The sequence below is a fragment of the Nocardia sp. SSK8 genome (assembly GCF_037034205.1).
Classification (GTDB): Bacteria; Actinomycetota; Actinomycetes; order Mycobacteriales; family Mycobacteriaceae; genus Nocardia.
Genome location: NZ_JBAGKD010000009.1, coordinates 58,325 through 80,939 on the forward strand (window position 1 = coordinate 58,325; position 22,615 = coordinate 80,939).

The following is a 22,615-nucleotide window of genomic DNA, read 5'->3' on the forward strand; positions in this document are numbered from 1 at the left end:
GGGCGCGGCCATCTGCTCGCGGCGTCGCGGCGCGGGCGCGGCCGATCACGTGCCGCGTCGCCGGGAACGACCGGTCAGGACATGCGCGGTGGTCGGGCACCCCGGTGGGAAACGGGGGTCAGCGGTGGCCGAGCCGTCCCGGGGTGACTTCCTCGATGAGGGCGTAGGCGCGGTCGAGCGGGATATCGACGACGAGGTAGGCCTTCTTGCCCGCCGCCGTCGCCGCGACCACGGTGGCCAGTCCCGCGCGGCGCTGCCAGAAGGTCTGGCGGATGGTCCAGCCGATGATGCCGGGCGCCTCGAGACAGTCGCGATTGCGATCCAGGCTGCCGCGCCGGGTGATGAGCCAGGTCGGTCCGGTGGTGCCGGGCAGGACCCGATGCCCGAGCCCGCGATAGCGATCCTCCGCCAGCGCCGCCATGACGAGTGCCAGCAGCACCGGCGTGCTCCAACTCCAGCTGGGCAGATCGCCGCCGAGCAGCACGGCCAGCAGCATCACCGCGATCAGGATGCCGACCGGCCACGCGGCTTTGGTGTAGCGGCGCCGCCGGGCGGCGGGGCCGTGGCGATGGAGCTCGACCGTCCCGAGGGTGGCACCGGTGACCGCGCCGACGACCTCGGACGCACCGGCACCCGCGCCCGGCGAATCAGCGCGGGCGGGTGTGGCGTCGATGCTCGGCGAATCAGTGCGGCCGGGTGTGGCGTCGATGCTCGGCGGACTGGCGAGGTGAGATGTGGTGTCGGCGTGCGATGCCTTAGCGGCGAGGCTCGAGATGGTGCCGCCGGGTGGTGTCGGCACCGGCTGGTCCGGAGCGGGGGGCCGGGCAGGTGCCGCGCTCGGCAGGGTGCTCTCCGGCGACGACCCGGGAGACCGTGTGCCCGGTCCGGCTTTCGTCAGGGTGGCGCTGCCCGGACGACGACGGGTCCGCAGCAGTTCGTCGAGGGTGCGTTCGACGGCGGTGCGCGGGGCCTGGGGCAGGATCTTCTGTCGCGGGTTCTCCCCGGTCATGATCATTTCCAGCTGGGCGGCGCGAGCGGCGCGCAGCAGCAGCGGTTCGCTGAGGGTGGCGCCGCGGAAGCGGGCCAGGTCCAGGGTGATCTGGCGGGTGGTGAACAGGCCGTGGCGCAGATGCAGGGTGCTGCCGTTGTCGAGCACCCGCAGACCGAACCAGGTGGCGAGGTACTGCCCGCAGGCGGCCAGGCTCACCAGGGCCAGGGAGAACACGGTCAGGCCGAGCACGACGATCGTCACCATGGAGACGCTGTCGTCGCCGAGATGCTGCACCGGCGCCGAGTCCGAGAGCACGTCGATGAGCCCGTACTGGGCGCCGATGCCTGCGATCGGCGCGACGATCGCCAGCCCGGTCAGCGACAGCGGCGCGTACCGCACCCAGGCGGCCTGCCAGTGGCCGATCTCGGTGCCCGCCTCAGCGGCGGCGTCATGCGGCGAGACATGCGGCACCACCGGGGAATCCGGGTCGCCCGCGACCTGCTGCCTGGTGTGGGCGAGTAATTCGGCGCGTAACGCGGGGATCTGGCTGGTGTCGAGGGCGTCGAGCTTGAACTCCTCGCCCTTGCCGGTCTGCTTGCCGGTGCCGATCGCGAGCACCGCCAGCCCCAGCATGCGGTGCAGCAGATCGGCTTCCACGTCCACCGAGCGGATCCGCGGCCGTGGCACCGACAGCGTGCGGCGCTGCAGGATCCCGGAGCGCAACTGCACGTGGTCGGCGTCGATCCGGTAGGAGGTGGTGAACCAGCGGGCCACACCGTAGGCGGCGACCAGCGCCACCGGCCCCAGACTCCACAGCGGATTGCCGCTGGTGGTACCGACGATCACCGTGCCGAGCAGCACCGGAATGTATTTGATGATCTCGGTGACCGGGTACACCAGCAGCATCCGGGGATCGAGCCGCTGCCACTCGAGCGGGCCCACCGTGCTCACGTGGCGTCCCCGCGGTGCTGGGCGGCGATGGCGGCCAGCCGGGTGACGGTCTGTTCGGCGACCGGCAGGTCCAGCGCGTTGATCTGCACCGCGCCCGCCGAGGACGCCGTGGTCACCGTGACCGTGGCCAGCCCCAGCATCCGTTCCAGCGGCCCGCGCTCGGTGTCGACGGTCTGCACCCGCGAGATCGGCGCGACCCGCGATTCCTGGTCCACCCACCCCACCCGGGTGTAGACGGCCTCGTCGGTGACCTCCCAGCGGTGCACCGCGTAGCGCCACAGCGGCACGACCACCACCGCGAGCACAGCCAGCAGCACCAGCAGCAGCGCGGCCAGCCCCTGCCAGTTCCGATGCGTGCTGTCGAGGACCGTCCACACCACCAGCACGGCGGCCAGCACCACGATCCCGAGGGCGTTCTCCAGGGCCCACAGCAGCTTGGCCTTGGAACTCGGACGCCAGGCCGGTGCGGCCAGAATGGTGGAGCGCGGCAGTGACATGCTGCCCATGGTTCCATGCGGAGGCGACGAGTTCACCCGGTCGGGAATACCGGTGCGCGTGCGCCGGGTTGTCGTTCGACGGGACCGAACGACGCGCGCCGGTCATGCTCGTGACCAGCCCACCGCACGTTCTGGAAGGAAATAGCGCATGATCGACGGGGTGAGCCATCTTCCGAAGCCGAGCTTCCCGCTGCCGCCGCCGACGCCCGCCGCCATGCGCCGCGCGTTGCGCCGCGCCCGCGACGGCGTCACCCTGAACGTGGACGAGGCCACCGTCCTGCTGCACGCCACCGGCGCGGACCTGGCCGATCTGTGCGCCAGCGCCGCCCGGGTCCGCGACGCGGGCCTGGAATCGGCGGGCCGCCCGCGCACCATCAGCTATTCGCGCAATGTGTTCATCCCGCTCACCAAGCTGTGCCGGGACAAGTGCCACTACTGCACCTTCGTCACCGTGCCGGGCAAGCTGCGCGCCGAGGGCAAGGGCATGTTCCTCGAACCCGACGAGGTGCTCGAGATCGCCCGTCAGGGTGCCGCGCTGGGCTGCAAGGAAGCGCTGTTCACCCTGGGCGACCGCCCCGAGGACCGCTGGCCCGAGGCCGCGCAGTGGCTCGACGAACGCGGCTACGACTCCACCCTGGACTACCTGCGCGCCGTCTCCATCCTGGTGCTCGAGGAGACCGGCCTGCTGCCGCACCTCAATCCCGGTGTGATGAGCTGGGCCGAGATCGCCCGGCTCAAGCCGGTCGCCCAGTCCATGGGCATGATGCTCGAGACCACCGCGACCAGGCTGTTCACCGAGAAGGGCGCCTGCCATTACGGCAGCCCCGACAAGGACCCGGCCGTGCGGCTGCGCGCGATCACCGACGCGGGCAGGCTCTCGGTGCCCTACACCACCGGCATCCTGGTCGGCATCGGCGAGACGCTCACCGAGCGGGCCGAGTCGATCATGGCCATCCGCAAGCAGCATCGCGAGTTCGGGCACATCCAGGAAGTGATCGTGCAGAACTTCCGCGCCAAGGACGACACCGCCATGCGCGATGTGCCCGACGCCGGGGTCGACGAGTTCCTGGCCGCCGTCGCGGTGACGAGATTGCTGCTGGGCCCGGACGTTCCGGTGCAGGCCCCGCCGAACCTGGTGTCGCACAGCGATTGCCGCGCGCTCATCGACGCGGGTATCGACGACTGGGGCGGGGTCTCGCCGGTGACGGTCGACCACGTCAACCCCGAGCGGCCATGGCCGAACCTGGACACCCTGCGTGAGATCACCGAGGCCGCGGGCTTCACCCTGGTCGAGCGCACCTCGGCGCATCCCAAGTACGTGCGCGCCGGGCACCCGTGGGTGGACCCGCGCATCGGCGCCCACGTGGACGCGCTCACCGACCCGGCCACCGGCCTGGCCCGGCCCGACGCCCTGCCGGTGGGCCTGCCCTGGCAGGAGCCCGACGAGTCCTGGGATTCGGTCGGCCGCGTCGACCTCAATACCGCCATCGACAGCGAGGGCCGCAAGACCGACAGCCGCAGCGACTCCGGCCTCGGGCAAGAGGTCGTCGGCGCGTTCGGTGACTGGGAGACCATCCGCGAGCACGCCCGCGAGCTGGCCGTCACCGCGCCCGAACGCCTCGATTCCGAGGTCCTCGACGCCCTGCACGCGGCCGAGAAGGACCCGGCCGGACTCACCGACGACCAGTACCTGGCCCTGGCCACGGCCGACGGCGTGGCGCTGGATGCCGTTGCGGCACTGGCCGATCAGCTGCGCCGCGAGGTCTCTGGCGACGAGGTCACCTACGTGGTGAACCGGAACATCAACTTCACCAATATCTGCTACACCGGTTGTCGCTTCTGCGCCTTCGCCCAGCGCAAGGGGGACGCCGACGCGTTCACCCTGAGCACCGACGAGGTCGCCGACCGGGCCTGGGAAGCCCACGTCGACGGGGCCACCGAGATCTGCATGCAGGGCGGCATCGACCCCGAACTGCCGGTCACCGGGTACGCCGATCTGGTGCGCGCCATCAAGACCAAGGTCCCGTCGATGCACGTGCACGCCTTCAGCCCGATGGAGATCGTCAACGGCGCCTCGCGCGGCGGCCAGAGCATCCGCGACTGGCTCTCGGCGCTGAAAGAGGCCGGGCTGGGCAGCATTCCGGGCACGGCCGCCGAAATCCTCGACGACGAGGTGCGCTGGGTGCTCACCAAGGGCAAGCTGCCCACCTCGGCCTGGATCGAGGTGATCACCACCGCGCACCAGCTGGGCATCCCGTCGAGCTCGACGATGATGTACGGCCACGTCGACAACCCCAAGCACTGGGTGGGTCACCTGCGGGTGCTGCGCGGCATCCAGGACGAGACCGGCGGCTTCACCGAGTTCGTCCCGCTGCCGTTCGTGCACCAGAGCGCCCCGCTCTACCTGGCGGGCGCGGCGCGCCCTGGCCCCACCAACCGCGACAACCGGGCCGTGCACGCGCTGGCCCGGATCATGCTGCACGGGCGCATCCACAACATCCAGACCAGCTGGGTCAAGCTCGGCACCCTCGGCACCCAGGCCATGCTCTCCGGCGGCGCCAACGATCTCGGCGGCACGCTGATGGAGGAGACCATCTCCCGGATGGCCGGTTCGCAGCACGGTTCGGCCAAGACGGTGGCCGAGCTCACCGAGATCGCCGCGGGCATCGGTCGCCCGGTGCGCGAGCGCACCACGACCTACGATTCGGTGGCAGCGAAAACGGTGCCGTTGTCGCTGTCCATCGGGTGAGCGAAAGCTCAGGTTAGGGTTGGCTGACCTGGGGGTAACGTGGAGTCACGCGATAGGGTTTCGGGGGCGGAGTAACCCCGCAGGTGAGGACAGACTAGGAGAACGGCAGTGCCGTACATCATCGCTGAACCGTGCGTTGACGTGAAGGACAAGGCGTGCATCGAAGAGTGCCCCGTGGATTGCATCTACGAGGGTGGCCGCATGCTCTACATCCAACCCGACGAGTGCGTTGACTGTGGTGCGTGTGAGCCGGTCTGCCCCGTGGAGGCGATCTTCTACGAAGACGACACCCCGGACCAGTGGAGCGGTTACATCAACGCCAACGTCGACTTCTTCGACGAGCTCGGTTCCCCCGGTGGCGCGACCAAGGTGGGCAAGGTCGACTACGACCCGGCCTTCATCAAGGCGCTGCCCCCCATGGCCGAAGAATGAGGGTCAGCAGCCTGCTGCCCGATTTCCCCTGGGACACCATCGCCGGGTTCAAACAGAAGGCGGCCGCGCACCCCGGCGGGCTGGTCGACCTGTCGGTCGGCACGCCGGTCGACCCGGTCGATCCGCTCATCCAGGCGGCGCTGAACTCGGTCGCGGCCGTCCCCGGTTACCCGACCACCCACGGCACCCCCGAGCTGCGTGAGGCCGCCGTCGCGGCGCTGGCCCGCCGGTTCGGGGTCACCGGGGTCGACCAGGCGGCCGTGCTGCCGGTGATCGGCACCAAGGAGCTCATCGCCGGGCTGCCGCGCCTGCTCGGGCTCGGCGCCGACGATCTGGTGGTGATCCCCGAGATCGCCTATCCGACCTACGAGGTCGGCGCGCTGCTGGCGGGCGCCAAGCCGTGGCGCGCGGACGGACTCACCCAGATCGGCCCGCAGAACCCGGCGCTGATCTTCGTGAACTCGCCGTCGAACCCCACCGGCAAGGTGCTGCCCGTCGAGCACCTGCGCAAGGTGGTGGCCTTCGCCCGCGAGCGCGGCGCGATCGTCGCCTCCGACGAGTGCTACCTGGGCCTGACCTGGGAGGGCGAGGCCGTCTCGATCCTCGACCCGCGCGTGTGCGACGGCGACCACACCGGTCTGCTGGCCATCCACTCGCTGTCGAAGACCTCGAACCTGGCCAGCTACCGCGCCGGTTTCGTCGCCGGTGACCCGGAACTGGTCGCCGAACTGCTCGAGGTGCGCAAGCACTCCGGCATGATGCTGCCCTTCCCCATCCAGGCCGCCATGACCGCCGCCCTCAGCGACGACACCCACGAGGCCCAGCAGCGCGAGCGCTACCGCGCCCGCCGCGACACCCTGCGAAAAGCCTTGCTGGCCGCCGGTTTCCGCATCGACCACTCCGAAGCGGGCCTCTACCTCTGGGCTACCCGAGGCGAACCCTGCCGTCTCACCCTCGCCTGGCTCGCCGACCGCGGCATCCTCGCCGCCCCCGGCGATTTCTACGGCCCCCGCTCCCCGGAACACGTCCGCATCGCCCTCACCGCGACCGACGAACGCATCGCAGAGGCGGCCGCCCGCCTGGCCTGATCTCCGTTTCGCGCCTCGGCCGCCGGATCGGCTAGTGTCCGGCAGGTCGGGGCGACACGGGATCGGAAGGCGCGCAACGCATGCATGGGGTGGAACTCGGTGTCGGCACGGTGTTCGCCGGATATCGGATCGTGCGGATGCTCGGCCGTGGCGGGATGGGCACGGTCTATCTGGCGGCGCATCCGCGACTGCCCCGGCAGGTGGCGCTCAAGCTGCTGAACCGGGAGCTCTCGACCGATGCCGAGGTGCGTGGGCGGTTCGAGCGCGAGGCGGATGTGTCCTCGCGGCTGGATCATCCCGGCATCGTGTCGGTGCTCGACCGGGGTGTCGAGGACGGGCTGATGTGGATCTCCATGCAGTACGTCGACGGGACCGACGCCTCGGTCTTCCGTGGCAAGCCCCTGGACCCCGCCCGGGCCATCGGCATCATCGCCCAGACCGCCGAAGCCCTCGACTACGCCCACGAGCGCGATGTGCTGCACCGGGATGTGAAGCCCGCCAACATCCTGCTGGCGGCCGCGCGGACCGGAGATCGCGTGGTACTCACCGATTTCGGCATCGCCCGGCTACGCGGTGACGCCCGTCAGCTCACCCGCACCGGCGATTTCCTCGCCACCCTCGCCTACGCCTCGCCCGAACAACTGTCCGGCGCGGAGATCGACCACCGCTCCGATCAGTACTCCCTGGGCTGCACCCTGTACACCCTGCTCGCCGGTGAAAGTCCTTTTCCCGCAGACAATCCCGGTGCAGTGGTCGCGGCCCACCTGACCAAGCCCGTGCCCCGGGTCTCCGCGGCGGTCGGTCACCTACCGGCCGGGATCGATGCGGTGATCGCCCGGGCGCTGGCCAAGGCGCCAGGCGAAAGATTCGACAGCTGTGTGGAATTCGCGCAGGCTGCCGCTGAGGCGCTCGCGGGGGAGCCTGGTCGTGGTGGAGCGAATCCGGTGCTCGCCGACACGAGCCCGGCGCCGACAGGTGGGGGCTCGCCGGACCATTCCGGTAGGCCGCTCTCCGGTCCATCGGCGCCACCTGCCCGCCCGATGACGCCACCCGCCGCGCCCGTATCGCCGGGCGGTGGTCCGCATAACCAGACCGTACGGACCGCGCCTGCCGAGTCTGTGTCCCGTCGGCCGAGCAACCCTGTACACGGCGGTGCGAGCAGTCCTGCACACGGCGGTGCGAACAACCCTGCGCACGGCGGTACGAGCAGTGCCGCACAGGCGGCGAACAGCCCGGCCGCCCTTCGAACAGTAAGCGTTCGGCCCGGTCCGGCGCCCACGCCGCATCACCCGTCGGGCGCCCATCCGACCTATCGCGACCCGGCCCGCCGCGCCGGTGACCGCCGGGTCTCCGCGGGCTGGCGCACGCTCTCGGTCCTGCTGGTCGGGCTGGCCGTGCTGGGCGTGGCCGCCATCGGCGCGGCGGGCGTCTACTGGAAGTTCATCCGCCCCCACCGCCTGGCTCCCACGATGCCCTGGGGTCAGCACCACTCGATCGCCGTCGCCTACCCCCGGATGATCCCCACCGATCCCCAGGGTGTGGGCTGGCGCGATGCGCGTTGCTCGGGTGTCGGCACGGTCGTCGCTCTGGCGGGCGACCCGGTCCCGCTCGGCCAGATCATCTGCACCCAGCCCGACGGCGTCACCATCTGGTATACGAAGTACGGCACCAGCGACGAGGTGACCGCCTACCTCACCGCGCACACCGACCGCGTGGCCGAACGCGACTTCACCCGCATGGGCACCCTCGTCCTGTTCCGCCCCACCGATCCCGCCGCTCCCTTCACCCTCGCCACCCACGCCTGGATCACCCCCGGCCCCGACACCGTCCTCGTCGAGGTCGCCTGGCCCGACCACACCTTCGACGACCTCCGCGCCCACTGGTGGGACCAAGCCCCCTTGTGATCGTGACAAGGCACTGGTCGCCACCGCGCCAGCCGCATGTGGCGCGCCCGCTGAATCAGAGGAACCCTGCCTCGGTACCGGGGACCAACTATCGGATGTCTACGTAGGGGGGCGTCCTCGCCGTTGTAGGGCCGCAGCATCTCGGAGGCGTCAGACCAGAGGCTTTCCCCGCCGCTGACGGCGCCGCATGTCGGCCAACGTGACGTTGAACGGGAAGTTGCGGATCGGGCGGGGCATCCGGCCGACGATGGTGCCGGTGGTGCGCATGAGGCGGTTGAGGCGGCGTTCGTCTCGGGGGGTCCAGGTCATGCCCATTTCGGTGCGGAGGTGTTCGGGGAGGAGGCCGGTGGTGTACCAGCGGTGGAAGCGGGCGAAGGGGAGGCGGAGGGGGGCGGCGAGCATGCGGAGGTCGAGGAGGCGGTCGAAGTAGGCCTTGATGGTGGGGTCGATGCTGGTCTGGGGGAGGTGGGTGGACCAGTAGCGGTCGAAGGCGGCGCGGTCGGCGGGCCACATGTCGCGGGGGACCTGCAGGGTGGTGCCGAGGTGGTGGGCGTAGGTGTAGAAGACGTCGGCGATCTCGTCGTCGGTGGGGCCGTGCAGGCGCTGCATGACGTCGACCGAGCCCCAGTACAGGCAGGCGGCCACCCACAGCTGCAGGTCGCGGTCGAAGGCGTTGTACTTCACGGGGCTCTCGGCGGTGGAGCGGACGTGGCGGTGCACGCTGTCCACGGCGGCGCGGAAGGCGGCGCGGTCCTCGTCGGTGCCCATCAGGGCGACCGAGAGGTAGGTGAGGGTGGTGCGGGTTCGCTTCACGGGGTGGCGCATGATGCTGCCGCTGGGCACGCGGGATTCGGCGACGCCGTAGCCGACGGGAGGCAGGCTGAGCTGCATGATCACATTGGCGGTGGCGCCGTAGAAGGCGGCGGCCCCGTCGATGTAGTCGCGAATATCGAAATCGGCCGGTTCGAACTTCGGCGAACGCGAGCGCGCGAGGATGGTCATCGTTGACCCCGTCTGCAGTGGTGAGAGAACTATACGTCGAATGTCTCATTCTGTCGCCGGGGTGTCAACGGACGGCGGCGCACCGCGCCGGTCCGCATCCGGCTAGCGTGGACGGATGCCTTACGGTCCGCCGCTGCTGCTCGCCTCGCTCGATCCGATCGCCGTCGCCGCCGGGGCCGACATTCCCGACGCCGTCACCATCGATGATGCCACCGTCTCGCGCTCGGATCTGCTGGGTGCGGCGACCTCGGTGGCCGAACGGGTGGCCAGGGCCGAGCGGGTCGCGGTGCTGGCCGAGCCGACCTTGCGGACCGTGCTCGCGGTGGTCGGCTGCCTGATCGCCGGGGTGACGGTGGTGCCGGTGCCACCGGATTCCGGCAGCGCCGAACGCGAGCACATCCTGCGCGATTCGGGTGCGCAGGCCTGGGTCGGCGCCGCCCCCGATGGCACCGAACTGCCGGTGATCCCGGTGCGCCTGCACGCGCGCTCCTGGCACACCTATCCCGAACCCGATCCGGCGCGCATCGCGTTCATCCTCTACACCTCCGGCACCACCGGCGCGCCCAAGGGCGTGATGCTCAGCCGTGGCGCCATCGCCGCCGGGCTCGACGCGCTGGCCGAGGCGTGGGCATGGACCTGGAAAGACACACTGGTGCACGGACTTCCGCTGTTCCACGTGCACGGTTTGATCCTGGGCCTGCTCGGTCCGCTGCGGGTGGGTTCGCCGGTGATCCACACCGGTAAGCCGACGCCGGAGGCGTACGCGCGGGCGGGTGGCAGCCTGTATTTCGGGGTGCCGACGGTCTGGTCGCGGATCGTCGAAAAGCCCGAACTGGCCAAGGAGTTGAGCGCGGCGCGACTGCTGGTGTCGGGCAGTGCGCCGCTGCCGGTGCCGGTGTTCGAGCGGCTGACCGAGCTCACCGGGCAGGCGCCGGTGGAGCGCTACGGCATGAGCGAAACCATGATCACCCTGTCGACCCGGGCCGACGGCGAGCGCAGGCCGGGCTGGGTCGGCACGCCGGTGCGGGGCGTCCAGACCCGGTTGCGCGATGAATCCGGCGCGCCGGTGCCGCACGACGGCACCAGCATCGGCGGTCTCCAGGTGCGCGGCCCGATGCTCTTCGACGGGTACCTGAACCGTCCCGAGGCCACCGCCGCCGACTGGACCGAGGACGGCTGGTTCCGCACCGGCGATGTCGCCGTCATCGACCCCGACGGCTGGCACCGCATTGTCGGACGCGAGTCGATCGACCTGATCAAGTCCGGCGGCTACCGGATCGGCGCGGGCGAAATCGAGACCGCGCTGCTCGGGCATCCGGCGGTGGCCGAGGTCGCCGTGGCCGGGCTGCCCGACGACGACCTCGGCCAGCGCATCGTGGCCTTCGTCGTGCCCCGCGACGCGGGCTCGGCCGAGCTGGGTGCCGAGCTGACCGCCTTTGTCGGCGAACAACTCTCGGCGCACAAGCGCCCCCGCGAGGTGCGCTTCGTCGACGCCCTGCCGCGCAATGCGATGGGCAAGGTGCAGAAGAAGCTGCTGGCCTGAGGCGCGCGCCCAGCACCGGCCGGGGGTCGGCTCGCCAGCGGTGCCGGGCGGGTGCGTTTCAGTCCGGCAGCCGCACCGCCGTGAGCTTGTCCGGATTGCGCACGCAGTAGATCGCGGTGATCCGGCCATCGGTGACCTCGACCGAGGTCACCTGGTCGAGCACGCCGTCGATGGTCGCCACGATCGACGGCATCGCGTTGTAGTGGTCGAGCCGCACCCCCATCTCGCCCATCTTGCGCCCCTTGTCGAGCAGGCCGATGACCAGCCGGGCCACCTTGTCCCGGCCCAGGACGGGCCTGCGCGAGGCGCTCACCACGCCGCCGCCGTCGCCGAGGAACACCACCTCGGGCGCGAGCACGTCCATCAGCGCCTGCACATCGCCGGTGGCGGCCGCGATCGCGAACCGCTCGACCACCGACTTGGCCTCGGCCGGAGTCGCGATGGTGGTGTGGCGCTGGGCGTGCACGCGGTCGCGGGCGCGCTGATTCAGTTGCCGCACCGCGGCTTCGGACTTGTCCACCGCCGCGGCGATCTCGCGATAGTCGAACGCGAAGACCTCGCGCAGCACGAACACCGCGCGTTGCAGCGGGGTGAGCGTCTCCAGCACGAGCAGCATCGCGGTGGTGACGTCCTCGCCGGTGAGGACGTGCTCGATCCCGCCCTGTTCGTCGGTGGCCAGGGGCTCCGGCAGCCACGGTCCGATGTACTCCTCGCGGGTGCGCGCGGCCGAGCGCAGCACCCCGAGCGCCTGCCGGGTGACGATCTGGGCCAGGTAGGCGCGCGGATTCTCGACCAGGTCGAGATCGACCGCCCGCCAGCGCAGATAGCTGTCCTGCAGCACGTCCTCGGCGTCGACGACGGTGCCGAGGATCTCGTAGGCGATGGAGAACAGCAGCCTGCGATTGTCGGTGAAGGTGTCCTCGTGCAGGGCGGTCATCGGCGCGGCCCGGGCAGTGCCACGCTGACGCCGGAGCGCGCGCTGTAGGCGGCGTAGCGCACGATGCGTTCCTTGAACACGGCGGCGACGCGGCCGGTCAGATGCAGGGGCAGCGGGGAGTCGTCGCGGCGGGTGGACTGCAGGACCGCGTCGTGGCGGCCCAGGCTGATCCCCTGCCCGGCGTAACCCATCGAGAACGGTTGCGGCGCATCGCCTCTGAGGATCCGGACCAGGGTGTCGGCGGCGTGCGCGCCCTGCGGTCCGGCGGTGGCGCAGGCCATCCGCATGCCGGGGACGGCGGCGCAGTCCCCGACGACGAACACGCGCGGATCGCTGACGCTGCGCAGGGATTCGTCGACCACGGCCCGGCCGGTGGCGTCGACGGCGAGTCCGCTGCGCGCCACCAGATCGGGCACCGCCGAGATCACCGACCACAGCACCAGATCGGTCGCGAGGGTGGCACCGGAGCTCAGGTGGACCCGCCCCGGCTCGACCCGATCGATTTCGTCGGTCACACATTCCACGCCGAGTCGCCGCAGCACGCGCAGGGCGCTGCGCTGCCCGCGCGCCGACAGGCTCGCCCCGATCTCCCGGCTCACCAGCCGCACCCGCAGCCCGGGCCGGGCCTCGGCGATCTCGGACGCGGTCTCCATGCCGGTCAGCCCGCCGCCGATCACGGTGACCGAGCTGTCCGCGGGCAGCGCGTCCAGGGCGGCGCGCGTCTGCTGGGCCCCCTCCCAGGTGCCGGTCGTCAGGGTGCCGGGCAGGGGGTCGGCGGTGCTGCCGACCGCGACGACGGCGTAGTCGAAGTCGAGCTCGGTGCCGTCGTCGAGGACGAGCGCGCCGTCACCGATCTTGCCGACGGCCCCGAGATAGGTGGCGATGCCCGGCGCGAGCACCTCGCTCAGCGGGGTAGCCGCCGAGCCGGACCCCGCGAGCTCCTGGTGCAGGCGCACCCGTTCGATGAAGTCGGGCCGTGGATTGACGACGGTGATCGCCGCGTCCGGCACCTTCTTCGCCAGCCGATTGGCCGCCACGGCCCCCGCGTACCCTGCCCCGATCACGACGATGTTCATCGTTGCCTCCCTGCTGTGAGTGGATTCGACCATGTGATGCGCGGGGAAACACGGGTGTGACGGTGATCCGTGTCACGGTATGGCAAAGGCCCCGCGCCACGGGGACGCGGGGCCTCGACCGGGGCTCGCGATCAGTCGTTGGCGTGCAGGGCGGCGTTGAGTTCCACGCCGGTGCCCTTGCGCGGCACGACCTCGACGGCGCCGGTGGTGGAGTTACGACGGAACAGCAGGTTCGACTGCCCGGACAGCGACGCGGCCTTGACCACGGTGCCGTCGGGGCCGGTCACCTTGGTGCCCGCGGTGACGTAGAGGCCCGCCTCGATCACGCAGTCGTCGCCCAGCGAGATGCCAAGGCCCGAGTTGGCGCCGAGCAGCGAGCGCTCGCCCACCGAGATGACCTGGGTGCCGCCGCCGGACAGGGTGCCCATGATGGACGCGCCGCCGCCGACATCGGAGCCGTCGCCGACCACGACACCGGCCGAGATGCGGCCCTCGACCATGGAGTTGCCCAGGGTGCCCGCGTTGAAGTTGACGAAGCCCTCGTGCATGACGGTGGTGCCCGAGGCCAGGTGCGCGCCGAGACGGACGCGGTCGGCGTCACCGATGCGCACGCCGGAGGGCACCACGTAGTCGACCAGGCGGGGGAACTTGTCGACGCTGAGCACCGTCACCGGGCCGCGGGCGCGCAGCTTCAGCCGGGTCTGCTCGAAGCCGTCCACCGCGCACGGGCCGTGGTTGGTCCACACCACATTGCTGAGCAGGCCGAACTGGCCGTCCAGGCTCAGGCCGTGCGGGCGCACCAGGCGGTGCGAGAGCAGGTGCAGGCGCAGGTAGACGTCGTGCGCGTCGACCGGGGCGGCCGACAGGTCCGCGATGGTGGTCCGCACCGCGATCACCTCGACGCCGCGCGCCGCGTCCACGCCGAGCAGCTCGGCGAACTCGCCCGCCTCAGCGGCCTCGAGGCGCTTGGAGCCGGTCTCGGTGAACTCACCCAGCTCGGGGCTGGGGTACCAGGTGTCGAGGACGGTGCCGTCCGAGGTCACATTGGCGATACCGACTGCGGTTGCTCCCTGAATACTCACGTCCCCCATTTTGCCGGGTCGGCCCGGCGAAGTGTGCGCTACCCCCGGCCGCCGACGAGAAAGGGGTGTGCGGGCCGCTGTGGCCCGCACACCCCGCACGGTGCTACCGCGTCAGATCAGGGCTGACCGGTGGCGAACGCGATCACGGCGTCCAGGAACTCCTGGCCACCCATCACGTAACCGCCGATGAGCATCCCGGCGGGGATGGTGATCAGCCACAGGAACGGGATGAACGCGCCGATGATGCCGCCGATGGCGATACCCGGCAGGTTCTTGTTGACCTGCTCCATGAGCCGGTCGTAGGAGCTGATGTCCTTGAGCTCCGCGATGTTGCCCAGCTTGGTGGTGTCCTCGGGGGTCATCGAGGCGGCCAGCTTGACGCTGCGGCCGTCCGCGCTGATCTCCTGGGCCACCGCGATCGGCAGACCGGCGACCTCGGACTTCAGCGCCACCTGGTCGACCGTCGCGCCGTTGTCGGCGATCAGGGCGACGGCGGAGCCGTCCTCGGTCAGCTGGAAGCGGCCGCTGTCCACCGACCAGGTGATGGTCTTGTCGACCGGCGAGACGGTGGTGTTGTAGTTGATGCCCTGCGCGACACCGGAAGTCACGCCCCCCGAAGCCACCACGGCCGGCTGCTCGGTCGCCACGGCGGGCTGACCGTTCGCGGTCGCGGCGGTGATACCCACCGCGGCCACCGCGAGGAAAACGGCACTGGTGATCTTTCCGAACTTCATTCTGCTGAACCCCTCCATGTGATTCCGCCCCGAGCGGAGCGGCGGCTGTAACGCTAGCGAACCGAAAAACGATGGGACACACCCGGGTTCGTCGTCATGAGATCGTCATATTTGCTCGAGCTGGGGTTTCGCGGGTTCGTGACGCGAGGTCGCCGAGCGTCGCGCGGGTTATCACCGGTTCGCTGGGACGATGCTGCGCGTGACCGGACGGCCGATCGCCGCGTCTGCCCGCGAACGCCGGGTGCGGGCCCGCGGGCGTACTACTGTCGAGATGTGACTCTCGATTTGCGCGCCGATCCGATCCAGCTGACAGCCGCCCTCGTCGACGTCCCCAGTGTGTCGCGGGACGAGGCCAAGATCGCGGATCTGGTCGAGCAGGCCCTGCGGGAGCAGACCAGCGGCTTCGAGGTGCTGCGGCACGGCAATGTGGTGCTCGCGCGCACCCGGCGCGGGCTGCCGACCCGGGTGATTCTGGCCGGGCACCTGGACACCGTGCCGATCGCCGACAATGTGCCAAGCCGCCCCGCCGAGGTGGACGGGCAGCCGGTGCTGTTCGGCTGCGGCACCGTCGACATGAAGTCCGGTGACGCGGTCTTCCTGCACCTGGCCGCCACCATCGCCGACCCGGCCCACGACCTGACGCTGATCTTCTACGACGGCGAGGAGATCGCCGCCGAGTTCAACGGCCTCGGCCACATCGAGCGCGACCTGCCCGAATGGCTCGAGGGCGACCTCGCCATCCTGGGCGAGCCGTCGGCGGGCTGGATCGAGGCGGGCTGCCAGGGCACCCTACGCGTGCGGCTGACCACCTCGGGCGTGCGCGCGCACTCGGCCCGCGCCTGGCTGGGGGACAACGCCATCCACGGGCTGGCGCCGGTGCTCGAGCGCCTGTCCGCCTACGAGGCGCGTCAGGTCGACATCGACGGCTGCGTCTACCGCGAGGGCCTGTCGGCGGTGCGGGTGTCCGGTGGGGTGGCGGGCAATGTGGTGCCCGATGTCGCCGAGGTGGATGTGAACTTCCGTTTCGCGCCCGACCGCAGTGTCGAGCAGGCGATCGAGCACGTGCGCGAGGTCTTCGCCGGGCTCGCGGTGAGCTTCGAGGTCACCGATTCCTCGCCCGGCGCGCTGCCCGGCCTCACCGCGCCCGCCGCGCGCACCCTGATCGACTCGGTGAACGCGCACGGCGGCGGCGGGGTGCGCGCCAAGTACGGCTGGACCGATGTCTCACGCTTCGCCGCGCGCGGCATCCCGGCGGTGAACTTCGGCCCCGGCGACCCGAATCTGGCGCACAAGCGCGACGAGCACGTGCCGCTGGCGCAGATCACGGCTGTCACCGCCATGCTGCGCACCTACCTCACCCGGAGCTGAACGCCCACGGCAAGTAGGTTGGGAAGCATGTCTACCGATTCCGCGGACGAGCAGGGTGGGAAGGTCAGATCGACGGCGAAGTTCCGGGGGCCGGTGATGTTCCGGCGCGAACGCAAGCCCGGCGTGCGCACCGCCGACCGCAACCTGCTCGACTCGCGTCAGGACGCCGACTGGGTGCACACCGATCCGTGGCGGGTGCTGCGGATCCAGGCCGAGTTCGTCGAGGGCTTCGGCGCGCTGGCCGAGGTGCCGCCCGCGGTGACGGTGTTCGGCTCGGCCCGCACCCCGCGTGACCATCCCGAATACCAGGCGGGCCGGGCCATCGGCGCCGCGCTGACCGAGGCCGGGTTCGCGGTGATCACCGGCGGCGGCCCCGGCGCGATGGAGGCCGCCAACCGCGGGTCCTCCGAGGCGGGCGGCTACTCGATCGGCCTCGGCATCGAGCTGCCGTTCGAGCAGGGCCTCAACGAGTGGGTGGACCTGGGGATCAACTTCCGCTACTTCTTCGTGCGCAAGACCATGTTCGTGAAGTACTCGCAGGCCTTCGTCTGCCTGCCCGGCGGTTTCGGCACCCTCGACGAGTTGTTCGAGGCGATGACCCTGGTGCAGACCCGCAAGATCACCCGGTTCCCGATCATCCTGTTCGGCACCGCGTTCTGGTCGGGCCTGGTCGACTGGCTGCGGGACACGCTCGCCGCCTCCGGCAAGATCTCGCCCGAGGACGTCGACCTGATCCAGGTCACCGACAGCGTCGAGGAGGTCGTGCGGATCATCCAGGGCGAGCACGTGGGCCACCCCGATATCGAGCGCCTCGGCACCGAGGACCAGTGGTGAGCTACTCGATCTGCGTCTACTGCTCGGCCAGCACCACCGACCCGGAACTGATCGGCCTCGCCGCGCGGGTGGGCACCGAGATCGCCCGGCGCGGGTGGGGGTTGGTCTCCGGTGGCGGGCACGTGTCGATGATGGGCGCGGTGGCGACCGCGGCCAGGGCGGCGGGCGCGCACACCCTCGGCGTGATCCCGAAACACCTGGTGCACCGGGAAGTCGCCGATGTCGACTCCGACGAACTGATCGTCACCGACACCATGCGCCAGCGCAAACGCATCATGGAGGAGCGCGCCGACGCGTTCCTGGCCCTGCCCGGCGGCATCGGCACGCTGGAGGAACTTTTCGAGACCTGGACCGGCGGCTACCTCGGCGAGCACGACAAGAAGGTCGTGGTGCTCGACGCGAACGGCTTCTACGACGGGCTGTTCCGCTGGATCGACGAACTGTACGAGCGCAACATCATGACCCGGCAGGCGCGGGACCGCATCATCGTGGTCACCGATCTGGCGGCCGCGTTCGCCGCGCTGGAACCGGCTGCGGCGCAAGGGTAGGAGAGATCGACGTGAGCAACGACGCCCGCGACACGGTGAGCGTGTTCGACCTGGCCAAGGCACTGCCGGGGATGGCCATGGACGCCCCCGGCATGCTGCGCAACGCGCGCGGAATGCTGGTGGGGCCCAAGGACAAAGCCTCCATCGGGCGGTACTTCCAGCGGGTGGCGCACCGCCGCCCGGACCGGGTGTTCCTGCGGTTCGAAGGCAGTTCCTACACCTATCGGGCCGCCAACAGCGAGGTCAACCGGTACGCGGCGGTGCTGTCGGCGCGCGGGGTACGCCGCGGCGAGGTGGTCGGCGTGCTGATGACCAACCGGCCCGAGACGCTGTTCACCGTGCTGGCGGTGCTCAAGCTGGGCGCCACCGTCGGCCTGCTCAACTACAACCAGCGCGATCAGGTGCTCGCGCACAGCATCGGCCTGCTCGACAGCGTGCTCAACGTGGTCGGCGCCGAATGCGCCGAGGCGCTGGACTCGCTGCCCGAACCGGCCGCGAACGTGCTGCCCGCCGAGGAGCTGGCCGAGGCCGCGCGCACCGCCGCCGACGCCGACCCGGCTGTCTGCGCGCAGGTCACCGCGGGGGAGCGGGCCTTCCTGATCTTCACCTCCGGCACCACCGGTATGCCCAAGGCCAGCGTGATGACCCATCACCGCTGGACCAAGAGCATGTCCGGGCTCGGCGGGCTCGGCGTGCGGTTGCGCGCCGACGACGCGCTGTACTGCTGCCTGCCGCTCTATCACAACAACGCGCTCACGGTCGCGCTGTCGTCGGTGCTGGCGGGCGAGGCGACCTACGTGCTCAGCCGCAAGTTCTCCGCCTCCGGCTTCTGGGACGAGATCGCCCGCGAGCGCGCGACCGCGTTCATCTACATCGGCGAGCTGTGCCGCTACCTGCTCAACCAGCCCGAACGCCCGGCCGAAAAGGGCAACCGGGTGCGCCTGGCCGTCGGCAACGGGCTGCGGCCGGAACTGTGGGACGAGTTCCGCCGCCGCTTCGGGATCGCGCGGGTGGTGGAGTTCTACGGGTCCAGCGAGGCGCCGCTGGCCTTCGTCAACGCGTTCGGCGTCGACCGGACCGCCGGGCTGTGCCCGCTGCCGTACGCGGTGGTGGAGTACGACGACGAGACCGGCAAGGCCAAGCGCGGTCGCGACGGGAAGCTGCGCCGGGTGCGTTCGGGTGGGGTCGGGCTGCTGCTGGCCAAGGTGAACGACCGCCAGCCCTTCGACGGCTACACCGACAAGAAGGCGTCGGAGTCCAAGCTGGTCCGCGACGGCTTCACCAAGGGCGACTGCTGGTTCGACACCGGCGACCTGGTGCGCGACCAGCACTTCTGGCACATCGCCTTCGTCGACCGGCTCGGTGACACCTTCCGCTGGAAGGGCGAGAACGTGGCCACCACCGAGGTCGAGGGCGCGCTGGACCACGACGAGAGCATCGAGCAGGCCGTGGTCTACGGCGTCGACATCCCCGGCACCGACGGCAAGGCGGGCATGGCCGCGGTCACCCTGCACCCCGGCGCCGAGTTCGACGGCCGCGCCTTGGCCACCACCGCCTACACCCGCCTGCCGCTCTACGCGGTGCCGCTGTTCGTGCGGGTGGTCGCGGAACTGGAACAGACCTCCACCTTCAAGAGCCGCAAGGTGGAACTGCGCAAGCAGGGCTACACCCCGGACTCGGACAGTCAGCTCTACGTGCTGTCGGGCCCCTCTGAGGGCTATGTGCCCGCCTACGACGCCTACGCCGCCGACGTCGCGGGCGGTCGAGCCCCGCGATAGCCCGGAATCGCCCGGAGACCGCAAGGTAACGTCTGATTTCGCATGAACATGGGTAACTCGTCGGGCACGCCCGAACCGCCACCAGCCACCGAACCGCCTGCCCGACACACCACCGGCAGCGGCTCTCAGCCGTCGGCAAAAGGCGCGGAGAGGCGGGGCGAGCCTGCCCGACACGCGACTGGCAGCGGCTCCCAGCCGTCGGCAAAAGACGCGGAGACGCGGGGCGAGCCTGCCCGGCACGCCACCGGCAGCGGTTCCCAGCCCTCGGCACAAGGTGCGGAGACGTGGTTCTGCGGGCGGCGGGTGGCTGGGGATCGGGCACTGGTGATGGCGATCGTGAATCGCACGCCCGATTCCTTCTACGACCGCGGCGCCACCTTCACCGACGAGGCCGCCATGGACCGGGTGGCCCGCGCCGTCGACGAGGGCGCCGACATGGTCGATATCGGCGGGGTCAAGGCGGGACCGGGGGCCACCGTGGACGCGGCCGAGGAAACGCTGCGGGTGGTGCCGTTCGTGGCGGCGATCCGCGCCAAGTATCCCGACCTGTTGATCAGTGTGGATACCTGGCGCGGCGAGGTCGCGCGGGCGGCGGTGGCCGAGGGCGCCGAGCTGATCAACGACACCTGGGCCGGGGCCGACCCGGAGCTGGTGCGGGTGGCGGCCGAGACCGGCGCGGGGATCGTGTGCAGTCATACCGGCGGGGCGATACCGCGCACCCGCCCGCACCGCGTGCGCTACGCCGATGTGGTGGCCGAGGTGACCGCGACGGTGGTCGCCGCGGCCGAGCGCGCGGCCGCCGCGGGTGTGCGGCGGGACGGGATTGTGATCGATCCCACGCATGATTTCGGAAAGAACACCTACCACGGGCTCGAGTTGTTGCGTGGAATCGACAGTCTCGTAAAAACCGGGTGGCCAGTACTGATGGCGCTGAGCAACAAGGATTTTATCGGGGAGACTCTAGGGGTAGGTCTCACCGAAAGGGTCGAGGGCACCTTGGCGGCCACCGCGTGGTCGGCCGCCGCGGGCGCTCGGATCTTCCGGGTTCACGAAGTCGCCGAAACCCGGCGGGTCGTGGACATGATCGCCGCGATCCAGGGCATCCGGCCCCCCGCACGAACTCTGCGAGGTCTGGCATGAAAATCCAACACCGCGAGCCCGCCTGGGCCACCACCCACACCTGGGACACCCCCGACTGGACAGTGGACGAACTCGTCGCCGCCAAGGCGGGCCGCACCGTCTCGGTGGTGCTGCCCGCGCTCAACGAACAGGACACCGTCGCCGATGTGGTGGCCAGTATCCGGCCGCTGCTCGGCACCCTCGTCGACGAACTGCTCGTGCTCGACTCCGGCTCCACCGACGCCACCGCCGCCCGGGCCCGTGCCGCGGGCGCCGAGGTGATCACCCGCGAGGAAGCCGTCCCCGAACTCGAGCCGGTGCCCGGCAAGGGCGAGGTGCTGTGGCGCTCGCTGGCCTGCACCACCGGCGACCTGATCGCCTTCGTCGACTCCGATCTCATCGACCCCGACCCGGCCTTCGTGCCCAAGCTGCTCGGCCCGCTGCTGACCACACCCGGCACGCACCTGTCCAAGGCGTACTACCGGCGCCCGCTGCGTCAGGGCGAGTCGGTGGACGCGCACGGCGGTGGCCGGGTCACCGAGCTGGTCGCGCGCCCGCTGCTGGCCGCGCTACGCCCCGAACTGGCCCAGGTCCTCCAGCCGCTCGGCGGTGAATACGCGGGCACCCGCGAGCTCCTCACGGCCGTCCCCTTCGCCCCCGGCTACGGCGTGGAGATCGGCCTGCTGCTCGACACCTACGACCGCCTCGGCCTCGACGCCATCACCCAGGTCAACCTGGGCGTGCGCACCCACCGCAACCGCCCGCTGTCCGACCTGGGCGTGATGAGCCGCCAGATCCTCGGCACCGCCCTGCGCCGCAGCGGCGTCCCCGACTCCGGCGCGGCCCTCACCCAATTCCCCCTCATCGGCGGCGAATTCATCGCCCACTCCACCGAGGTCTCCCTCGAGGACCGGCCCCCGATGAACACCCTGCGCCCCGAACAGGTCGCGGCCTAGGACAATGGCGCCGCACCTGTCCCAGCGGCGGCGCGTCGGTTGAGGATGACGGCGAGCGCCAGCAGGGCGAGCAGGATCAGCGCCAGCAGGACCTGCGGGTGCAGCCCCAATATCTGCGGGTTGTCGAAGCCGGGGTCCTTGATGGCGGTGCTGGGGAACAGGAACGCGCCGAGCAGGCCCAGCCACGGGACGGCCAGGATCGCGCAGGCCGTGTCGATCCGGGCGTGCGAGACGCCGGGGCGCAGCAGCAGGATCAGCGCGAGGGCGCCGAGCAGGATCGACATCACGATGTACTGGGCGTCATGGAATTTCGCGTGCGGGGGCCAGGCCGGATTGTGCAGGTGCTGGTCGGCGCTCGCCGGAATCAGGTAGTCCGCGAGCAGGGCGCCCGCGGCGGTGATCACCGCCAGGAGAATGACGAGAACGCGTGTCGTGGACAGGGTTCGGGTGGGTGAGGTGCTCATGCGGGGCCTCGCAGGAAGTCGTCGATGACGTCGTCGACGTAATCGAGGTCGAAGGTCCGGTCGGCGAGGAGCCGCCGGAAGAACAGGGGACCGAAGAGCCGGTCCACGGCCCGGTCGATATCCAGCCCGGCCGGGAGCTCGCCGCACGCGACGGCGTCGGTCAGCACGGCCCGCACCACCCGGGTGCCCGACCGATAGAGCGCCCGCTTGATCCGCGCGAATTCCGGTTCGACAGCGGCCCTTTCGATCACCACGCGCATGGCCTGGTCGCTGCCGGGATCGTGCAGCATGGCGCGGGTGCCCGCCAGCTCGCGGCGCAGGTCGGCCCGCAGCTCGCCGGTCGGTGTGGACTGGGCTCGCGCGATATGCCGGGTGAGGGTGGCGAGCACCAGCTCGGTGGGTTCGGGCCAGAGCCGGTACAGGGTGGCCCGGCTGATGCCGCTGCGGGCGGCGACGGCGCCGTGGGTGAGCCCGGCGAAGCCCTGTTCGATCAGTAGTTCTCGCGCGGCGGCCAGTGCGGTGTCGCGGCTGCGCACGGTGCGGGGATCGGGTGGACGCATCG

Annotated in this window: 20 protein-coding genes; 11 read left to right on the forward strand and 9 right to left on the reverse strand. The window is 70.7% G+C overall.

The genetic code is table 11. The features are described from left to right. Window positions 1-118: 118 nt before the first annotated feature. A complete protein-coding gene (locus tag WA675_RS18085) occupies window positions 119-1,897 on the reverse strand; it encodes a PH domain-containing protein (protein WP_442945665.1) in 1,779 nt (592 codons plus the stop codon). 41 nt (window positions 1,898-1,938) lie between these two features. Beyond that, complete coding sequence (locus WA675_RS18090) at window positions 1,939-2,439, reverse strand: PH domain-containing protein (RefSeq protein WP_336085762.1); 501 nt, start codon at window positions 2,437-2,439, stop codon at window positions 1,939-1,941. Window positions 2,440-2,587: 148 nt separating this feature from the next. Here WA675_RS18090 and WA675_RS18095 point away from each other — a divergent pair, with 148 nt between their 5' ends. The 4 genes from WA675_RS18095 (at window position 2,588) to WA675_RS18110 (ending at window position 8,612) form a co-directional block, all read left to right on the forward strand. Then, window positions 2,588-5,188, forward strand: a complete 2,601-nt coding sequence (locus tag WA675_RS18095) for a bifunctional FO biosynthesis protein CofGH (RefSeq protein WP_336085763.1) — start codon at window positions 2,588-2,590, stop codon at window positions 5,186-5,188. Between the two features lie 108 nt (window positions 5,189-5,296). Next, window positions 5,297-5,620: a ferredoxin gene (gene fdxA, locus WA675_RS18100; RefSeq protein WP_022566345.1), complete on the forward strand. Its 324-nt coding sequence runs from the start codon at window positions 5,297-5,299 to the stop codon at window positions 5,618-5,620. Beyond that, window positions 5,617-6,708, forward strand: a complete 1,092-nt coding sequence (gene dapC / locus WA675_RS18105; protein ID WP_336085764.1) for a succinyldiaminopimelate transaminase — start codon at window positions 5,617-5,619, stop codon at window positions 6,706-6,708. The genes fdxA and dapC overlap by 4 nt, the downstream gene beginning before the upstream one ends. Before the next feature lie 80 nt (window positions 6,709-6,788). Further along, window positions 6,789-8,612 (forward strand): serine/threonine-protein kinase, encoded by a 1,824-nt coding sequence (locus WA675_RS18110; protein WP_336085765.1) that lies wholly within the window; start codon window positions 6,789-6,791, stop codon window positions 8,610-8,612. 150 nt (window positions 8,613-8,762) lie between these two features. Here WA675_RS18110 and WA675_RS18115 read toward each other — a convergent pair whose 3' ends face one another. Beyond that, on the reverse strand, window positions 8,763-9,614 hold the full coding sequence (locus WA675_RS18115; protein ID WP_336085766.1) for an oxygenase MpaB family protein: 852 nt from the start codon (window positions 9,612-9,614) through the stop codon (window positions 8,763-8,765). Between the two features lie 115 nt (window positions 9,615-9,729). Between WA675_RS18115 and WA675_RS18120 the strand changes: the two genes are divergently transcribed. Beyond that, on the forward strand, window positions 9,730-11,157 hold the full coding sequence (locus WA675_RS18120) for an acyl-CoA synthetase (protein ID WP_336085767.1): 1,428 nt from the start codon (window positions 9,730-9,732) through the stop codon (window positions 11,155-11,157). A gap of 58 nt (window positions 11,158-11,215) precedes the next feature. Here the strand turns inward: WA675_RS18120 and WA675_RS18125 are convergent, their stop codons facing one another. The 4 genes from WA675_RS18125 to WA675_RS18140 all read right to left on the reverse strand — a co-directional run bounded on the left by WA675_RS18125 (window position 11,216) and on the right by WA675_RS18140 (window position 14,986). Next, complete coding sequence (locus tag WA675_RS18125) at window positions 11,216-12,094, reverse strand: RNA polymerase sigma-70 factor (protein WP_336085768.1); 879 nt, start codon at window positions 12,092-12,094, stop codon at window positions 11,216-11,218. After that, entirely contained in the window at window positions 12,091-13,170 is a 1,080-nt protein-coding gene (locus WA675_RS18130; protein WP_336085769.1) for an NAD(P)/FAD-dependent oxidoreductase, read from the reverse strand. The genes WA675_RS18125 and WA675_RS18130 overlap by 4 nt, the downstream gene beginning before the upstream one ends. A 131-nt stretch (window positions 13,171-13,301) precedes the next feature. Continuing rightward, window positions 13,302-14,252, reverse strand: a complete 951-nt coding sequence (gene dapD / locus WA675_RS18135; RefSeq protein ID WP_336085770.1) for a 2,3,4,5-tetrahydropyridine-2,6-dicarboxylate N-succinyltransferase — start codon at window positions 14,250-14,252, stop codon at window positions 13,302-13,304. Window positions 14,253-14,368: 116 nt separating this feature from the next. After that, entirely contained in the window at window positions 14,369-14,986 is a 618-nt protein-coding gene (locus tag WA675_RS18140; protein ID WP_336085771.1) for a hypothetical protein, read from the reverse strand. A 273-nt stretch (window positions 14,987-15,259) separates the two neighbouring features. Here WA675_RS18140 and dapE point away from each other — a divergent pair, with 273 nt between their 5' ends. From dapE to WA675_RS18170, 6 genes are read left to right on the forward strand one after another with little or no spacing between them, the layout of a single operon-like run. Next, window positions 15,260-16,354, forward strand: a complete 1,095-nt coding sequence (dapE, locus tag WA675_RS18145) for a succinyl-diaminopimelate desuccinylase (protein ID WP_336085772.1) — start codon at window positions 15,260-15,262, stop codon at window positions 16,352-16,354. Window positions 16,355-16,381: 27 nt separating this feature from the next. Further along, window positions 16,382-17,188 (forward strand): TIGR00730 family Rossman fold protein, encoded by an 807-nt coding sequence (locus WA675_RS18150; protein WP_336085773.1) that lies wholly within the window; start codon window positions 16,382-16,384, stop codon window positions 17,186-17,188. Continuing rightward, window positions 17,182-17,736, forward strand: a complete 555-nt coding sequence (locus WA675_RS18155; protein WP_336085774.1) for a TIGR00730 family Rossman fold protein — start codon at window positions 17,182-17,184, stop codon at window positions 17,734-17,736. Before WA675_RS18150 ends, WA675_RS18155 begins: the two co-directional genes overlap by 7 nt. A gap of 11 nt (window positions 17,737-17,747) precedes the next feature. Next, on the forward strand, window positions 17,748-19,514 hold the full coding sequence (locus tag WA675_RS18160; protein WP_336085775.1) for a long-chain-acyl-CoA synthetase: 1,767 nt from the start codon (window positions 17,748-17,750) through the stop codon (window positions 19,512-19,514). Between the two features lie 42 nt (window positions 19,515-19,556). Beyond that, window positions 19,557-20,654 carry a dihydropteroate synthase gene (folP, locus tag WA675_RS18165; protein ID WP_336085776.1) on the forward strand — a complete coding sequence of 366 codons (1,098 nt, stop codon included), beginning with the start codon at window positions 19,557-19,559 and terminating at the stop codon, window positions 20,652-20,654. Further along, window positions 20,651-21,589: a glucosyl-3-phosphoglycerate synthase gene (locus WA675_RS18170; protein WP_336085777.1), complete on the forward strand. Its 939-nt coding sequence runs from the start codon at window positions 20,651-20,653 to the stop codon at window positions 21,587-21,589. Before folP ends, WA675_RS18170 begins: the two co-directional genes overlap by 4 nt. Here WA675_RS18170 and WA675_RS18175 read toward each other — a convergent pair. Both WA675_RS18175 and WA675_RS18180 read right to left on the reverse strand, forming a co-directional pair. Then, window positions 21,586-22,053, reverse strand: coding sequence for a DUF6640 family protein (locus WA675_RS18175; protein ID WP_336085779.1), 468 nt, complete (start codon window positions 22,051-22,053; stop codon window positions 21,586-21,588). The two genes, WA675_RS18170 and WA675_RS18175, sit on opposite strands and share 4 nt — an antisense overlap. Continuing rightward, window positions 22,050-22,613 (reverse strand): TetR/AcrR family transcriptional regulator, encoded by a 564-nt coding sequence (locus tag WA675_RS18180; protein WP_336085780.1) that lies wholly within the window; start codon window positions 22,611-22,613, stop codon window positions 22,050-22,052. Before WA675_RS18180 ends, WA675_RS18175 begins: the two co-directional genes overlap by 4 nt. Between the last annotated feature and the right edge of the window lie 2 nt (window positions 22,614-22,615).

Bases quoted from the DNA above. Each gene is read 5' to 3' on its own strand.
- WA675_RS18085 (WP_442945665.1), bottom strand. From the start codon at position 1,897: ATGCTGCTGGTGTACCCGGTCACCGAGATCATCAAATACATTCCGGTG.
- WA675_RS18090 (WP_336085762.1), bottom strand. From the start codon at position 2,439: ATGTCACTGCCGCGCTCCACCATTCTGGCCGCACCGGCCTGGCGTCCG.
- WA675_RS18095 (WP_336085763.1), top strand. From the start codon at position 2,588: ATGATCGACGGGGTGAGCCATCTTCCGAAGCCGAGCTTCCCGCTGCCG.
- dapC (WP_336085764.1), top strand. From the start codon at position 5,617: ATGAGGGTCAGCAGCCTGCTGCCCGATTTCCCCTGGGACACCATCGCC.
- WA675_RS18110 (WP_336085765.1), top strand. From the start codon at position 6,789: ATGCATGGGGTGGAACTCGGTGTCGGCACGGTGTTCGCCGGATATCGG.
- WA675_RS18115 (WP_336085766.1), bottom strand. From the start codon at position 9,614: ATGACCATCCTCGCGCGCTCGCGTTCGCCGAAGTTCGAACCGGCCGAT.
- WA675_RS18120 (WP_336085767.1), top strand. From the start codon at position 9,730: ATGCCTTACGGTCCGCCGCTGCTGCTCGCCTCGCTCGATCCGATCGCC.
- WA675_RS18125 (WP_336085768.1), bottom strand. From the start codon at position 12,094: ATGACCGCCCTGCACGAGGACACCTTCACCGACAATCGCAGGCTGCTG.
- WA675_RS18130 (WP_336085769.1), bottom strand. From the start codon at position 13,170: ATGAACATCGTCGTGATCGGGGCAGGGTACGCGGGGGCCGTGGCGGCC.
- WA675_RS18140 (WP_336085771.1), bottom strand. From the start codon at position 14,986: ATGAAGTTCGGAAAGATCACCAGTGCCGTTTTCCTCGCGGTGGCCGCG.
- WA675_RS18150 (WP_336085773.1), top strand. From the start codon at position 16,382: ATGTCTACCGATTCCGCGGACGAGCAGGGTGGGAAGGTCAGATCGACG.
- folP (WP_336085776.1), top strand. From the start codon at position 19,557: ATGAACATGGGTAACTCGTCGGGCACGCCCGAACCGCCACCAGCCACC.
- WA675_RS18170 (WP_336085777.1), top strand. From the start codon at position 20,651: ATGAAAATCCAACACCGCGAGCCCGCCTGGGCCACCACCCACACCTGG.
- WA675_RS18175 (WP_336085779.1), bottom strand. From the start codon at position 22,053: ATGAGCACCTCACCCACCCGAACCCTGTCCACGACACGCGTTCTCGTC.
- WA675_RS18180 (WP_336085780.1), bottom strand. From the start codon at position 22,613: ATGCGTCCACCCGATCCCCGCACCGTGCGCAGCCGCGACACCGCACTG.